Source organism: Pseudomonas sp. TWR3-1-1 (genome assembly GCF_049896545.1).
In the GTDB taxonomy this organism is placed as follows: domain Bacteria; phylum Pseudomonadota; class Gammaproteobacteria; order Pseudomonadales; family Pseudomonadaceae; genus Aquipseudomonas; species Aquipseudomonas weihenstephanensis.
In genome coordinates, this window is sequence record NZ_JAFCUO010000002.1 from 411680 (window position 1) to 426186 (window position 14507).

Consider the following 14507-nt stretch of genomic DNA (forward strand, 5'->3'; position numbering starts at 1 on the left):
CAGTAATAAGGAGAATCACCATGTTGAGTTGGGCAATTACCTTCCTGATTATCGCCATCATCGCAGCCGTTCTGGGCTTTGGTGGTATCGCGGGCACCGCCACCGGTATCGCCAAGATTCTCTTTGTCGTCTTCCTGGTGATGTTCGTCGTGTCGTTCATCTTTGGCCGCCGTGGTCGAGGGTAACCATGTTTAGCCGATCCTTTAAGGCCATGGCTGCTGCCCTGTTGATGGGCAGCAGTGCCATGGCGCTGGCCGCAAACGATGGCCAGGCGCGTGTCAACGAACTGTTAAACGATGCTGATTATCGTGATGCCTGGCAAAAAGTGGTCAAAAAAGAAGATCGCTTGCCTGAGTGGGTGATGAACCTGTCGGGCAGTGCCGAACAGATGAACGCAGTCACTGAAGATGACGATCAGTATTTGGTCGGCCCCTTGTGCGAAACCGCTCAGACCTGTTTGAACAAACGCCTGATCGTTGCCGTAAGCCTGGACAAGAAGCACGCCTACGCCATGTTGGTCGAAGTCCCGGCAGGTTTGCCGGCCGACAAGTCGCCAACACGTCATGCCGATTACCGATTCTTGGGCCAACCTGATGAAGGTATGAAAGCGCTGCTCAAAGAACAATTGAAGAAAGACCCTAACTGGTACTGATCATTTGGGCAGTTTCTTCAGCTGTTAAACACCAAAAAAACCAAGCCATTGCCTTGGTTTTTTTGGGTCTTAAAAAAGGTTTTTTTAGTCGTAAAACCTTATCACTGCTCATTTTTTTAAAAACAAATGTGGCTCGGATGGCCCCTGAGAACGTCGACCATCTATCGACTAATAGCAAAATGATTTCTTCTCTCTATTCGATTTGTGTTGTCGGATATTTCTGAGTGCTGGACGTGATTTACGACGTCCTGCCTGCGGCAAAAAGACCTTGAAACAGCCGGTCTGCGGCGCTTATGTCGTCTATTCTGTGACTTTGATACCCCGTGAATTTGAGCTCTTGTCGGACAATATCCATGCCGATTCGGCATAGGGTAGGCGTTTACGGCATTAGACGGCTTCCTCTTGCATGGGAATAGTTGCGCCTTTTTTCGCCTGCCAAAGAGCCTCTCTGGCTCGATTTGGGCGACCTTCTACGGGGGCAGAGGTTGTAGAATTCAGCGCTTCAAAGCGCTCTAGTCTGAGCCTCTTCCCGAGTCCACTTGAAGTAAGGGTAATGACATGAAGAAGGCAAAACTTAGCCTCGCCTGGCAGATCCTAATCGGTCTGGTCCTGGGTATTGCAATCGGCGCGCTGCTTAACCATTTCAGTGCTGAAAAGGCCTGGTGGATCAGTAACGTCTTGCAACCCGCTGGCGATATCTTTATCCGTCTGATCAAGATGATCGTAATCCCAATCGTGATTTCCTCACTGGTTGTCGGGATTGCAGGCGTGGGAGATGCGAAGAAACTTGGTCGCATCGGTCTTAAAACCATCATTTACTTCGAGGTGGTGACCACCATCGCGATCCTGGTAGGCCTGGTGCTGGCCAACGTGTTCCATCCCGGCGCCGGGATCGACATGAGCACGCTGGGCACGGTTGATATTTCCAAATATCAGGCCACTGCCGCAGAAGTTCAGCATGAACATGCGTTCATCGAAACCATCCTCAACCTGATTCCATCCAACATCTTCGCAGCCATGGCTCGCGGTGAGATGCTGCCGATCATCTTCTTCTCGGTACTGTTTGGCCTCGGTTTGTCGAGCCTGAACGCCGAACTGCGCGACCCGCTGGTGAAAACCTTCCAGGGCGTGTCCGAGTCGATGTTCAAAGTGACTCACATGATCATGAACTACGCGCCAATCGGTGTGTTTGCGCTGATCGCCGTGACCGTCGCCAACTTCGGTTTTGCTTCGCTGGTGCCGTTGGCCAAGCTGGTGATACTGGTTTACGCCGCCATCTTGTTCTTCGCCTTTGCGGTACTGGGCCTGATCGCCAAGCTGTTTGGCTTCTCCGTGATCAAGCTGATGCGCATCTTCAAAGATGAGCTGGTACTGGCTTACTCCACCGCCAGCTCCGAAACCGTGCTGCCGCGCGTGATCGAGAAGATGGAAGCGTACGGCGCGCCAAAAGCTATTTGCAGCTTCGTGGTGCCGACCGGTTACTCGTTCAACCTTGATGGCTCGACCCTGTACCAGAGCATCGCGGCGATCTTTATTGCCCAGCTGTATGGCATCGACTTGTCGATCAGCCAGCAACTGCTGCTGGTATTGACCCTGATGGTCACCTCCAAAGGCATCGCCGGTGTACCGGGCGTGTCCTTCGTGGTACTGCTGGCCACCCTGGGCAGCGTCGGCATCCCACTGGAAGGTTTGGCCTTCATCGCGGGTGTTGACCGTGTGATGGACATGGCACGTACCGCGCTGAACGTCATTGGTAACGCCTTGGCGGTACTGGTGATTTCCCGTTGGGAAGGCATGTACGACGACGCCAAAGGCGAGCGCTACTGGAACTCGCTGCCGCACTGGCGCAGCAAGGAAGCCCTGCCAAAAGGCGAGTAATCGCCCCCCGCACGCTTCACCCCCCAAACCCCGGACTTGTCCGGGGTTTGTTGTTTCTGGGGGTTGGCCGCTATCATTCGCGGCATCTTTAAGGAGTTCTTTCGATGCTTAACGGCCTATGGCTCAGCTTTTTCGTGGTCGCGGCCGTGTCGGCGCTTGCCCAATGGCTGGTGGGGGGCAACGCCGGGATCTTTGCGGCGATTGTGGAAAGCATCTTCGCCATGGCCAAGCTGTCGGTTGAGGTGATGATCCTGCTGTTCGGCACGCTGACCTTATGGCTGGGTTTTTTGCGCATCGCCGAAAAAGCCGGGATCGTGGATTGGCTGGGCAAGGCGCTGGGCCCGCTGTTTAAACGCTTGATGCCTGAAGTGCCGCCCGGTCATCCGGCATTGGGGTTTATCACCCTCAACTTTGCCGCCAACGGTCTGGGCCTGGACAACGCCGCCACTCCCATTGGCCTTAAGGCGATGCGGGCACTGCAAGAGCTCAACCCCAACCCGACCAGCGCCAGTAACGCGCAAATCCTGTTTCTGGTGCTCAATGCCTCCTCGTTGACCCTGTTACCCGTCACCATCTTCATGTACCGCGCTCAGCAGGGCGCTGCTGACCCGACGCTGGTCTTCCTGCCGATCTTGCTGGCGACCAGTGCTTCAACGCTCGTAGGGCTGCTCTCAGTGGCCTTCATGCAGCGTTTGCGGCTATGGGACCCGGTGGTCTTGGCGTATTTGCTGCCCGGCGCGCTGATACTGGGCGGCTTTATGGCATTGCTGGCGGGTTTGTCAGCGACGGCATTGGCCAGTTTGTCGTCGATCCTCGGCAATTTGACCCTGTTCGGGCTGATCATGCTGTTCCTGGTGATCGGCGCGCTGCGTAAGGTCAAGGTCTACGAAGCGTTTGTCGAAGGCGCCATAGAAGGCTTCGACGTGGCCAAAACCTTGCTGCCTTATCTGGTGGCGATGTTGTGCGCGGTGGGCGTGCTACGGGCGTCGGGGGCTTTGGATTTTGGCCTGGACGGCATTCGCCATGCGGTCCAATGGTTGGGCTGGGACACGCGCTTTGTCGACGCCTTGCCGACGGCGATGGTTAAACCGTTCTCAGGCAGTGCCGCACGGGCCTTGCTGATCGAAACCATGCAAAACCAGGGTGTGGACAGCTTCGCGGCGTTAGTGGCGGCAACCGTGCAGGGCAGCACTGAGACGACGTTCTATGTGCTGGCGGTGTACTTTGGCGCCGTGGGCATCCAACGCGCCCGTCACGCGGTAGGCTGCGCGTTATTAGCGGAGTTCTCAGGCGTAGTCGCTGCCATTGCCGTGTGTTACTGGTTCTTCGGTTAACGAACCCGTACTCAGGCTTTGCGATCGCTGCGCAATCGGACGCAGCCTGCGCCAGCGGCTACGCAATCGCGTACCTCGCCTACAACGTGGGGTTAGCGCTGTGCCTGGCCTTGTTGCAGCACCCATTGCACAACCTGCGGCATCAGCACGTCGCTCGCTTGGCCAAAACCTGCAACAACCCCCGGTACCAGCGGGTTGTTGAGCGGCTGACGCACGTCAAAGCGTTTGGAGGCAATCACCCGCTGGTCGCTGGTGCGCACCAGCCGCGCGTTGTACTGCACCAGCACCTGCGGGTTTTTGCCGTTGTAGTGGGTCTGAAACGCCAACAATTCCCCACCCAGTTCGTAATCGGCCTGCAGGTTGCTGTCGTCTGTGCTCAGGCCCTGAATGCGGCCGTCCTGCAAGAACGCATCCAGCAAGCGATTGCGCAGCAAGACCGGTGCCGGGTCGCTCCAACGCGCACCTTTGTAGTTGCTGATCAAGTTGCCTTCGGGCACCACGGCAATGTTCTGGCTGTTCAGCGCATTGCTCGCCATCGGCTTGTCGAGGCGCAGCGACCAGTTCACTGGCGCGCTGTGGCTGGCAGCCATCGGGGTTTGCGCATACGGCAACCAATACACATCCACCTGCTCGGGCTTGGGCAGGATCGAGCAGGCGCTGAGCAGGCTCAGGCTCGCCGCCAATACGATTGAACCGGCCAGGCGATAAGTACGACTCATGGCGTGAATTCCTTGTTCTGTTCGCGGCCCAGCAAGTAACCGCTTGGATTGGCTTCCAGACGCCGCGATATCGAGCGCAGCGTGCTCAGGGTTTCACGCAGCTCATTGACCGCCGGGCCGAGCTGATTGAGCCCCTGCATGCCACTGTTCAACGATTCCTGATTATTGTTGAGCAAGGTGTTGATGGTGGCCGCGCTGTGTTCCAGCGACTGCATCGCTTGCTCGGCACTGCCGAACATCTGTTTGCCCTGGGTACTCAACAGCCCATTGGCGTTACGCATCAGCGCCGTGGTTTGTTCGAGCGTGATGCTGGCTTGTTTGCCCACTTGAGCCAGTTGCTTAAGGGTCTGGGAAATATCCCCGCGCTGACTGGCAATGGCCGTCGTGGTTTGTTCAAGGTTGTCGAGGGTCTTGCCCACGCGGTCGACGTTATCCGGTGAGAACAGGCGATTGGCGTTGTGCAGCAGCATGTTGACGTTGGCCATCACGTCGGAGCCGTCTGTCAGCAGGCGGGCAATCGGGGAGGGCGAGGCCACGATTTCGGGCAGTTTGCCGTCTTTACCCTTGAGCGGCGGGCTGTTGGGGTCGCCGCCGCTGAGCTGAATGATCGAGGTGCCGGTCACGCCGGTCAGAGCCAGCTTGGCCTTGGTATCGACCTTGACCGGTGTGTTGGCCGCCAGACGGATGCGCGCCAGTACCCGGCGCGGGTCTTTGTCGTCGAGCCGCAGTTCGATCACGTCACCGACCTTGATGCCGTTGTACTGCACCGAACTGCCCTTGGACAAACCGCTGACGGCTTCGTTGAACACCACTTCGTAATCCTTGAAAGTGCTGTCCATGCTGGCTTTGGCCAGCCACAGGCCAAACAACATGGCCCCCACGATAACCAACACGCTGAACAAGCCAATCAATACATGATGGGCGCGGGTTTCCATGTCATTGCTCCTTACGCTGGGTTGCCGCTTCATACGCGGCGCGGCCACGGGGGCCATGGAAATACTCATGAATCCACGGGTCGTCGTAATCTTCGACCTGCTTGATCGGTTCGGCCACCAACACGCGTTTTTGCGACAACACCGCCACGCGGTCAGTGATGGTGTACAGCGTGTCGAGGTCGTGGGTGACCAAAAACACGCTCAATCCCAGCGCATCGCGCAAGGTCAAAATCAGTTGATCGAACGCGGCGGCGCCAATCGGGTCAAGCCCGGCGGTGGGTTCGTCCAGAAACAGAATGTCCGGGTCCAGTGCCAATGCGCGGGCCAGCGCTGCGCGCTTGACCATGCCGCCCGACAGCGAAGAGGGGTATTTGTCGGCCGAAGACAGCGGCAAACCGGCCAGGGCCAGCTTGACCAGCGCCAGGTGTTCGGCGTCCGGGCGGCTCAGGCCCGCGTGTTCAATCAGGGGCAGGGCGATGTTTTCAGTCACCGTGAGTGACGAAAACAGCGCACCTTTCTGGAACAACACGCCAAAACGTCTCTCGATCAGCGAGCGCTTTTCTTCAGGCAAGCTCAGCAGGTCCTGACCGAAAACCCGGACCTCGCCTTCGGTGGGTCGACGCAAGCCCACAATACTGCGCAACAGCACGGATTTACCGGTGCCGGAGCCGCCCACCACGCCCAGAATTTCGCCTTTGTACACATCCAGGTCGAGGTTTTCGTGCACGGTCTGGCTGCCAAAGCGATTGCACAGGCCGCGCACTTCAATCACCGCCTCGCGGTTTTTTTGCACAGACGCACTCACCAGCCCATCTCCATGAAGAACAACGCCGCCACCGCATCAAGCACGATAACGATAAAGATCGATTGCACCACGCTGGACGTGGTGTGCGCGCCCACGGACTCTGCACTGCCAGTGACTTTGAAGCCCTCAAGGCAACCGACCGCAGCGATCAGAAAGGCGAAAAACGGCGCTTTGACCATGCCCACCAAGAAGTGCTGCACGCCGATGTCCGAGTGCAGCAGCGAAATGAACATGTCCGGTGAAATGCCCAACGAAATAATGCACACCATCGCGCCACCCAAAATGCCCGCCATCATGGCCAGGAAGGTCAACAGCGGCAGGGCGATCAGCAGCGCGAGCACCCGTGGCAGCACCAACAAGTCCATCGGGTCGAGGCCCAGGGTGCGAATGGCGTCGATTTCTTCGTTGGCTTTCATCGAACCGATCTGTGCGGTAAATGCACTGGCGGTACGGCCTGCGAGCAGGATGGCGGTCAGCAACACGCCAAATTCACGCAGGAAGGAAAAGGCCACCAGATCGACGGTGAAAATCCCTGCGCCGAAGTTGGCCAGCACCGTAGCCCCGAGAAACGCCACCACCGCGCCGACCATGAACGTCAGCAGCACCACAATCGGGGCGGCGTTCAACCCGATTTGCTCGATGTGCGCCACCACCGGAGTAATGCGCCATTGTGTGGGCCGAAAAAAGTTGCGCGTCAGGGTTTGCAGGATCAAACCAATGAAACCCAGCAGTTGCAGGCAGTCTTGCCACAGTTTGTCGACGGCGCAACCAATACGGCTGAGTACCTGAATGCCGGTGTTTTGCTCGGGTTCTTTGACCGGCACGCAAAAGTCGCGCATCGAGGAATAAACCGTTTGCAGCAAGGCGCGGTCGGCGGCAGGCAGCTTGGGCGTGGTCTCGGCCAACTGGCTGACACGTTCCGAGCCTAGCAACTCCACCAGCAGCGAAGCACCGGCCGTATCAAGGCGGGTGACATCATTGAGATCAACCTGGGTGCTGTCGTCGTATTTACCCGCCAGTTGGTCGGTCAGTTGTTTGAGACGCGCATAATTGGCCAGCGTCCATTCGCCACTGATGTGCAGCTTGGCCGCAGTGCTTGAAGTGTCTAATTGGGCGTCGCCAGCCTTAGCAGTAATGATCGTCAGCTCCAAGCTCGGTTCGCGAATACGCAGACCATAGGTAATAGCACAATTGCGTCAGTTTGCCTGACTCGATGCTGAAGAGGATTGATCTGCGTCGGTTACCCGAAAGCGCAACACGCCAATCATTTGCCCGTCTTCGGTCAGCACCCGCACTTGCCAGCGGCCCACCGGGTTGGGCGGGAAGTTCTGTTTATGGGTCCAGGCGCGGTAACCCTCTTTGCGACCGCCCTTGATGTCCAGCGCGATGCGGTCCACTTCCTGGCCATTGAGTTGCCACACGTGATAGATCCGCTCGTTTAGGCCGCGCGGGGCATTGATCGAGGTGTAGGCATACAGGCCACGCGCGCGCAGTTCATTGACGCTGATGTGCTTGATGCTCTCACCGGGCGTGCGGTCTTGCAGTTGTGGGGTAACTGCCACCTCGGTCATCCACAGCGTGGCGGGCGGCACCCATGAACGCAGCCACCAGCCGGTGCCGCCGAGTGCGAGTACGATCAGCGGCAATATCAGCCAGCCACGCAGGGTTTTGAGCGGCAAGCTCACGGCCAGGCTAGGAATGGACAAGAGCACGGCGGTGCCCAACGCCAGTTTGTAGCTCTGGGAAGTGGTGAGGTTGAGGATGATCGGCAGCGCGGTCAGCAGCGCAGCAAACAGCGCAAGGGTGTGCAGCGCCAGATACAGCCAGCGCTTGGGCGCCAGCCATTTGTAATACAGCGGGTCGGTAATCGTCACCAGTGCCGTGGCGCCGAGCAACCCGGTAAACACCAATTGGCCGCTGTTCCAGGTGGTGGTGATGAAGAAAAACGGCAACACGAAAAACAGACTTTCCTGATGAATCATCTGCGTGGCGTAACGCAGCAGCGGCGGCGGGATTTCGCGTTTGAACACCCGCGTAAACAGCTGGGTGAAGGTGTTTTCCAGCATCAGCCAGACCCAACTGACCAACAGGATGACCGCGATCCAGCGGGCCATGCCTTGCTGGCGGTCCACCAGAATGAAACTGCCCACACCCGAGCAGAAACCAAACAGCGCGATCAGCCCTGGATAGCGCTTCATCAACTCAAGGATGCGCTGTACGTAGTGGTTCCAGTTTGGCATTCGGCGGTTCACATTCTGTGTAGGAAAAAACCTCAGCAGAATAGCGTTTTAAGGCTGTCACGTCCGCGACTACTGATATCTGACGGGCGAATCTCCGCGTAGGCACTGGCGCAGGCTGCGCCAGTGCCTACAAAGCTTCGTCAGATTAGCGAACGTTGCTTTCGAAACGGCTCACGCCCGGCAGCTCCAGCACCAGTTCATCCCCGATATTCAGCGGGCCAACGCCCACCGGGGTGCCGGTCATGATCACGTCGCCGGCTTGCAGCGAAAAGCAGGCCGCCATGTGCTGAATCATCGGCACAATCTTGTTGAGCATCAGGGCGCTGTTGCCGTCCTGACGCACTTCACCGTTGATGGTCAGGCGGATGCCGATGTCTTCCAGATCAGGGAAGGTGCAGCTCGGTACAAACGGCGCCAGCACGCAGGCGCCGTCGAACGACTTGGCGATTTCCCACGGCAGGCCTTTGCTTTTCAGCTCGGCTTGCTTGTCGCGCAGGGTCAGATCCAGGCCCGGCGCGAAACCGGAGATGGCGTCCAATACTTCTTCGGCGCTTGGGTTGTTGGACAACGGCTTGCCGATCAGCACCGAAATTTCGGCTTCGTAATGCACCGAACCGCGCTCGGCCGGGATGGCGAAACCGCCTTCAAGCGCCACCACACAACTGCCGGGCTTGATAAACAACAAAGGTTCAGTCGGGATCGGGTTATCCAGCTCTTTGGCGTGCTCGGCGTAGTTACGTCCGATGCACACCACTTTACCGATAGGAAAGTGAATCCGGGTACCGTCGAGATACTGGTGCTGATAGCTCATTGACCGACTCCGCTGTTGGATGCTGCTTCTTGAGTCGCTGGCGCAGGTTGCGATGGGGGCTGCCAGGCCATCGAGGGAACGGATGGCTTCGCCAGCCTTCGCAGCCTGCGGCAGCGACTACACCTTCATGGATTAAATCGCAAAAATCTTGCCGGGGTTCATGATGCCGTTCGGGTCGAACGCGGCCTTGATCGCCTTCATGTACTCGATCTCCACCGGCGAGCGGCTGTAGGTCAGATAGTCACGCTTGGTCATGCCCACGCCGTGTTCGGCCGAGATCGAACCGTTGTATTTCTCAACCGTCTCAAATACCCACTTGTTCACCGTCGCGCACTTGGCAAAAAACTCGTCCTTGCTCAGGTTTTCAGGCTTGAGGATGTTCAAGTGCAGGTTGCCGTCGCCGATGTGACCGAACCAGACGATTTCGAAATCGGGGTAGTGTTCGCCGACAATCGCGTCAATTTCTTTCAAAAAGGCCGGGACTTTCGACACAGTGACCGAAATGTCGTTTTTGTACGGGGTCCAGTGGGAAATGGTTTCGGAGATGTACTCGCGCAGTTTCCACAGGTTTTGCAGTTGGGTTTCGCTCTGGCTCATCACGCCGTCCAGCACCCAGCCTTGTTCCATGCAGTGCTCGAAGGTTTCCAGCGCCGCGTTGGCCACCTCTTCAGTGCTCGCTTCAAACTCCAGCAACGCGTAGAACGGACAGTCGGTTTCGAACGCGGCAGGCACATCGCCACGCGCCATGACTTTGGCCAACGCTTTGTCAGAGAAAAACTCGAACGCGGTCAGGTCCAGCTTGTTTTGGAAGGCGTGCAGCACCGGCATGATCGAATCAAAGTCGGCCGTGCCGAGCACCATCGCCGTCAGGTTTTTCGGCGCACGGTCCAGGCGCATGGTGGCTTCGACCACAAAGCCCAGCGTGCCTTCAGCCCCGATAAACAGTTGACGCATGTCGTAGCCGGTGGCGTTTTTGATCAGGTCTTTGTTCAACTCCAGCACGTCGCCCTTGCCCGTGACGACTTTCATGCCCGCCACCCAGTTACGGGTCATGCCGTAGCGAATCACCTTGATCCCGCCCGCATTGGTACCGATGTTGCCGCCAATTTGGCTGGAACCCGCCGACGCGAAATCCACCGGGTAGTACAGGCCATGGTCTTGTGCGAGGTTTTGCAGGTGTTGAGTCACAACCCCCGGCTGGCAGACCACGGTGCGGTCGGTCAGGTTGATGTCCAGCACCTGGTTCATGTAGTCGAATGACACCACCACTTCGCCATTGGCCGCCACGGCGGCTGCCGACAAACCGGTGCGCCCGCCTGAAGGCACCAATGCCACGTTGTGCGCGTTGGCCCACAGCACAATGGCCTGCACTTGCTCAGTGGTTTTGGGGAACACAATGGCCACGGGGGCCGGGGCGAAATGCTTGGTCCAGTCCTTGCCATAAGCATTGAGGGAGTCGGCGTCGGTCAGAACCTTGCCAGGCTCTACCAGGGTCTTTAGCTCATCAATTACGGCAGGATGGGTCATCAACAGAACTCTCGAACAATTCATGGTCATCCTGAGAACGCTTCACGTCGCAGGAATGGGTGTTTAGCGGGGCGCTTATGCTAGCATACGGCCCCCCCGTAGAATCGAGACGTAGGACGATTCTCGGTGCCGGTCTTCACGCCGGCCAGGTCAGCTCAGGCTGTCCACTTCCCTGCCATTTTTCTCTGGGACACAGGTTTACGCAGATGAGCAAGACTTCTCTCGATAAGAGCAAGATCAAGTTCCTTCTTCTTGAAGGCGTCCACCAATCCGCTGTTGATGTTCTCAAGTCCGCCGGGTACACCAGCATTGAGTACATCACCAGTTCCTTGCCTGAAGCCCAGCTGAAGGAAAAGATCGCCGATGCCCACTTTATCGGCATCCGTTCCCGTACTCAGCTGACCGAAGAAGTGTTCGATTGCGCCAAGAAGTTGGTGGCTGTTGGCTGTTTCTGCATCGGTACCAACCAGGTCGACCTCAACGCTGCTCGCGAACGCGGTATCGCTGTTTTCAACGCCCCTTACTCCAACACCCGTTCGGTGGCCGAGTTGGTGCTGGCAGAAGCGATCCTGTTGCTGCGCGGTATTCCTGAGAAAAACGCTTCCTGCCACCGCGGTGGCTGGATCAAAAGCGCAGCCAACTCCTTCGAAATCCGGGGCAAAAAGCTGGGTATCGTCGGCTACGGCTCGATTGGTACACAGCTGTCGGTCTTGGCTGAAGGCTTGGGCATGCAGGTGTTCTTCTACGACACCGTGACCAAACTGCCGTTGGGTAACGCCACGCAAGTGGGCAACCTGCACGAGCTGTTGGGCATGTCGGACATCGTGACCCTGCACGTTCCAGAAACCGCCGCCACCCAGTGGATGATCGGTGAGAAAGAAATCCGTGCCATCAAAAAGGGCGGCATTTTGATCAACGCTGCCCGTGGCACCGTGGTTGAACTGGACGCCCTGGCCGACGCGATCAAGGACAAGCACCTGATCGGCGCCGCCATCGACGTGTTCCCGGTGGAGCCGCGCTCCAACGACGACGTGTTCGAAAGCCCGCTGCGCGGCCTGGACAACGTGATCCTGACCCCGCACATCGGCGGTTCCACCGCTGAAGCGCAAGCCAACATCGGTCTGGAAGTGGCAGAGAAGCTGGTCAAGTACAGCGACAACGGTACGTCGGTATCGTCGGTCAACTTCCCGGAAGTGGCCCTGCCGGCTCACCCTGGCAAGCACCGTCTGCTGCACATCCACCAGAACATTCCGGGTGTGATGAGCGAGATCAACAAGGTCTTCGCCGAAAACGGCATCAACATCTCCGGCCAGTTCCTGCAAACCAACGAGAAAGTTGGCTACGTGGTCATCGACGTCGACGCCGAGTCCTCGGACCTGGCGCAAGAGAAGCTGCAAAGCATCACCGGCACCATCCGTTGCCGCGTGCTGTTCTAAGCAGCAAAGCGCTGTACGAAAAAGGGAGACCCTCGGGTCTCCCTTTTTTATGCGCGGGCGTTATTACTTCACGTTGACCGTGATTTTTTTCGACACGATCACCGGTTCGAAGGCCATGTGGTTTTTATCAGCCAGCTCCAGCTGCAACGTGTGCTTGCCGGGGGCCAGGGTCACTTCGGTTTCGGTCTGCGCTTTGCCGAAGTGAACGTGGTTGGCATCTGCCGGGATCACTTGGCCCGCCGCAATCGGCTGGTCGACGTCGATCAACAGGTGATGATGGCCCGTGTGGGGGGTCTGGTCGCCAGCGGGGGCCAGCTTGATGCCTTCAACACCGAATTTGACGGTGAAGGTTTTGTCCACGGTGGCGCCGTCAGCCGGGGAAATGATGGAAACTTTTGCGCCTTCAGGGGCCGCAGTAGCAGCCATCGCCATGACCGAAGCGCCCATCAACATAGAAGCCAGTGCAACGCGAGACAGTAGATTTTTCATTTATTTCTCCGTTTTTCACAAAATTCATAGGGTTAAGACAACTTCGCGTCGCTACGCTGTCCAACCCGCAGTTGACCAACATAAAGCAAAGTGAGCGCTTATTGCGAATCGCTTGCATCCGTTCAAAGGAGTGACCATGCGCCTTTTGCCTGGCCTGATGCTGTTATTGCCACTGGTGAGCCCTTTGGCTCAAGCCGAATTAATCGATGACGTTAACGATCGGGGCGAGCTGCGCATTGCCCTTGAAGCTGACGTGCCGCCCTACAGCTTCAAACAGGACGGGCACTTGACCGGCTTTGAAGTGGAATTGGGCGAGCTGCTGGCGCAGGAGCTGGACGTGAATGCCTCCCTGCTGGTGACCGACAGCAACGACCTGCTGCAAGGGGTTGAGAGCGGTAAATACGATGTCGCGCTCAACCACATGGCTTTGACCCCGGACCTTGAGAATCGGTTCGATTTCAGTGAGCCTTACGGTTACATCCACCCGGTTAACGATCCGGTGGTGGCATTGGCGATCCCGTTTCAGAAAGGCAACCCGGCGTTCCACAACAGCCTGGACAAAGCGCTCCAGCGGATAAAGGCAGATGGCCGGCTAGCGGCCCTGTCGCAGAAATGGCTGGGGCCGCAAACGCCTCAACCGTAGGCGTGGCTCAGTCACCCCCCCTCGCCATCAGGCAGATGCCCTGAAAGCGGGGGGGTTAACGGGCAACCTGGTGAGCTTGCGTCTACACGCCTTACAGGCTTTCCAGACAACTCGCCAAGTCGTTACCCAATTTTTCCAGCAACTGCTCGTACCCTTGGGCCGTCGCAGGGGTGAAGCCACCCAAAGCATCCAGCTCTGCCAGTTTGACCGGCATCCCGGCCGTCAGGGTTTCAGCCAAACGCGGACGCAAGGGCGGTTCACTGAACACGCACGTCTTGCCCACTTCCTCCAGACGTTTGCGCATGGCCGCCACGTGCTGCGCACCCGGCTGTACTTCGGACGCCACACTGAACACGCCCGCATGCTTGAGGCCGTAAGTGCTTTCGAAGTAGTCATACCCTTCGTGGAAGACGAAGAACGGCTTGTCGGCGATCCCGGCCAGACGCGCTTTCAGGCGGGCATCCAATGCGTCAAGGCGCTCATTGAACGCTTTCAGGTTGCGCTGGTATCGGGCCGCGTTCGGCGCGTCTATCGCGCTGAGGTCCGCGGCCATTTTTGCAGCGATGACCCGGGCGTTGTCTGGCGCCAGCCACAGGTGGGCATCCAGGGTGCCGGGGCGATGATCGTGATCATGCTCGGCCGCATCCTCATCATGCGAATGACTGTCTTCAGCAAAATGGCGCAGTTTGAGACCCGGCAAGGTCTGCACAGATACCGAAGGCGCGGCACGCCCCGTCAGCACCCGCGGCAAGAACCCTTCCATGTCCGGGCCAATCCAGTACAGCAGGTCTGCGGACTGCACCCGCCGTACGTCGGAGGGGCGCAGCGCAAAGCTGTGGGGCGATGCATTGGGTGGCAGCAGCACTTCGGGCTGGCCCACACCGTCCTGTACAGCCGCGGCAATCAATTGCAGAGGCTTGATGCTGGTCAGCACGTTAACGTCCGCTTGAACCGGGCCAATCACCAGAAAACTGGCACTGAAAGCAAGAAAAATCGAAAAAAGACGAGACACGATGAGCACTCAGAGTGGTTGAAACG

At 57.9% G+C, this 14507-nt stretch carries 15 protein-coding genes; 6 read left to right on the forward strand and 9 right to left on the reverse strand.

The genetic code is table 11. From position 1 onward, the window contains the following. Positions 1 to 20 precede the first annotated feature (20 nt). The 4 genes from ACP7A4_RS07425 (at position 21) to ACP7A4_RS07440 (ending at position 3864) form a co-directional block, all read left to right on the forward strand. Positions 21 to 185 (forward strand): DUF1328 domain-containing protein, encoded by a 165-nt coding sequence (locus tag ACP7A4_RS07425; RefSeq protein WP_019828122.1) that lies wholly within the window; start codon positions 21 to 23, stop codon positions 183 to 185. 2 nt (positions 186 to 187) lie between these two features. After that, positions 188 to 652 (forward strand): inhibitor of vertebrate lysozyme family protein, encoded by a 465-nt coding sequence (locus ACP7A4_RS07430; protein ID WP_203302052.1) that lies wholly within the window; start codon positions 188 to 190, stop codon positions 650 to 652. 558 nt (positions 653 to 1210) lie between these two features. Then, entirely contained in the window at positions 1211 to 2530 is a 1320-nt protein-coding gene (gene gltP, locus ACP7A4_RS07435; RefSeq protein WP_048402053.1) for a glutamate/aspartate:proton symporter GltP, read from the forward strand. Positions 2531 to 2634: 104 nt separating this feature from the next. Then, on the forward strand, positions 2635 to 3864 hold the full coding sequence (locus ACP7A4_RS07440; RefSeq protein ID WP_426246218.1) for a nucleoside recognition domain-containing protein: 1230 nt from the start codon (positions 2635 to 2637) through the stop codon (positions 3862 to 3864). A gap of 92 nt (positions 3865 to 3956) precedes the next feature. Here the strand turns inward: ACP7A4_RS07440 and ACP7A4_RS07445 are convergent, their stop codons facing one another. From ACP7A4_RS07445 to ACP7A4_RS07475, 7 genes are all read right to left on the reverse strand, one after another. After that, on the reverse strand, positions 3957 to 4583 hold the full coding sequence (locus ACP7A4_RS07445; protein ID WP_059765802.1) for an ABC-type transport auxiliary lipoprotein family protein: 627 nt from the start codon (positions 4581 to 4583) through the stop codon (positions 3957 to 3959). After that, entirely contained in the window at positions 4580 to 5518 is a 939-nt protein-coding gene (locus tag ACP7A4_RS07450) for an MlaD family protein (RefSeq protein ID WP_059765806.1), read from the reverse strand. The genes ACP7A4_RS07445 and ACP7A4_RS07450 overlap by 4 nt, the downstream gene beginning before the upstream one ends. Before the next feature lies 1 nt (position 5519). Then, positions 5520 to 6311 (reverse strand): ABC transporter ATP-binding protein, encoded by a 792-nt coding sequence (locus tag ACP7A4_RS07455; protein WP_162207803.1) that lies wholly within the window; start codon positions 6309 to 6311, stop codon positions 5520 to 5522. Positions 6312 to 6319: 8 nt separating this feature from the next. Continuing rightward, on the reverse strand, positions 6320 to 7468 hold the full coding sequence (locus tag ACP7A4_RS07460; RefSeq protein ID WP_203302151.1) for an ABC transporter permease: 1149 nt from the start codon (positions 7466 to 7468) through the stop codon (positions 6320 to 6322). Positions 7469 to 7519: 51 nt separating this feature from the next. Then, positions 7520 to 8563 carry a DUF5924 family protein gene (locus ACP7A4_RS07465; RefSeq protein ID WP_059765808.1) on the reverse strand — a complete coding sequence of 348 codons (1044 nt, stop codon included), beginning with the start codon at positions 8561 to 8563 and terminating at the stop codon, positions 7520 to 7522. A gap of 145 nt (positions 8564 to 8708) precedes the next feature. Next, positions 8709 to 9374 (reverse strand): fumarylacetoacetate hydrolase family protein, encoded by a 666-nt coding sequence (locus ACP7A4_RS07470; RefSeq protein ID WP_059765810.1) that lies wholly within the window; start codon positions 9372 to 9374, stop codon positions 8709 to 8711. A 132-nt stretch (positions 9375 to 9506) separates the two neighbouring features. Then, positions 9507 to 10901, reverse strand: coding sequence for an FAD-binding oxidoreductase (locus ACP7A4_RS07475; RefSeq protein WP_059765813.1), 1395 nt, complete (start codon positions 10899 to 10901; stop codon positions 9507 to 9509). Positions 10902 to 11107: 206 nt separating this feature from the next. On the opposite strand from ACP7A4_RS07475, the gene serA reads away from it, so the two are divergent. Further along, positions 11108 to 12337 carry a phosphoglycerate dehydrogenase gene (gene serA / locus ACP7A4_RS07480; RefSeq protein WP_048363906.1) on the forward strand — a complete coding sequence of 410 codons (1230 nt, stop codon included), beginning with the start codon at positions 11108 to 11110 and terminating at the stop codon, positions 12335 to 12337. A gap of 63 nt (positions 12338 to 12400) precedes the next feature. On the opposite strand, the gene ACP7A4_RS07485 is transcribed toward serA, so the two are convergent. Continuing rightward, positions 12401 to 12826, reverse strand: coding sequence for a DUF4399 domain-containing protein (locus tag ACP7A4_RS07485; protein WP_059765815.1), 426 nt, complete (start codon positions 12824 to 12826; stop codon positions 12401 to 12403). A gap of 136 nt (positions 12827 to 12962) precedes the next feature. Between ACP7A4_RS07485 and ACP7A4_RS07490 the strand changes: the two genes are divergently transcribed. Beyond that, a complete protein-coding gene (locus ACP7A4_RS07490) occupies positions 12963 to 13469 on the forward strand; it encodes a transporter substrate-binding domain-containing protein (RefSeq protein WP_426246222.1) in 507 nt (168 codons plus the stop codon). Positions 13470 to 13560: 91 nt separating this feature from the next. Here the strand turns inward: ACP7A4_RS07490 and ACP7A4_RS07495 are convergent, their stop codons facing one another. Beyond that, the gene (locus ACP7A4_RS07495; RefSeq protein ID WP_048364281.1) at positions 13561 to 14481 is read right to left on the reverse strand and encodes a zinc ABC transporter substrate-binding protein; all 921 of its coding nucleotides are present in this window, start codon (positions 14479 to 14481) and stop codon (positions 13561 to 13563) included. Positions 14482 to 14507 lie beyond the last annotated feature (26 nt).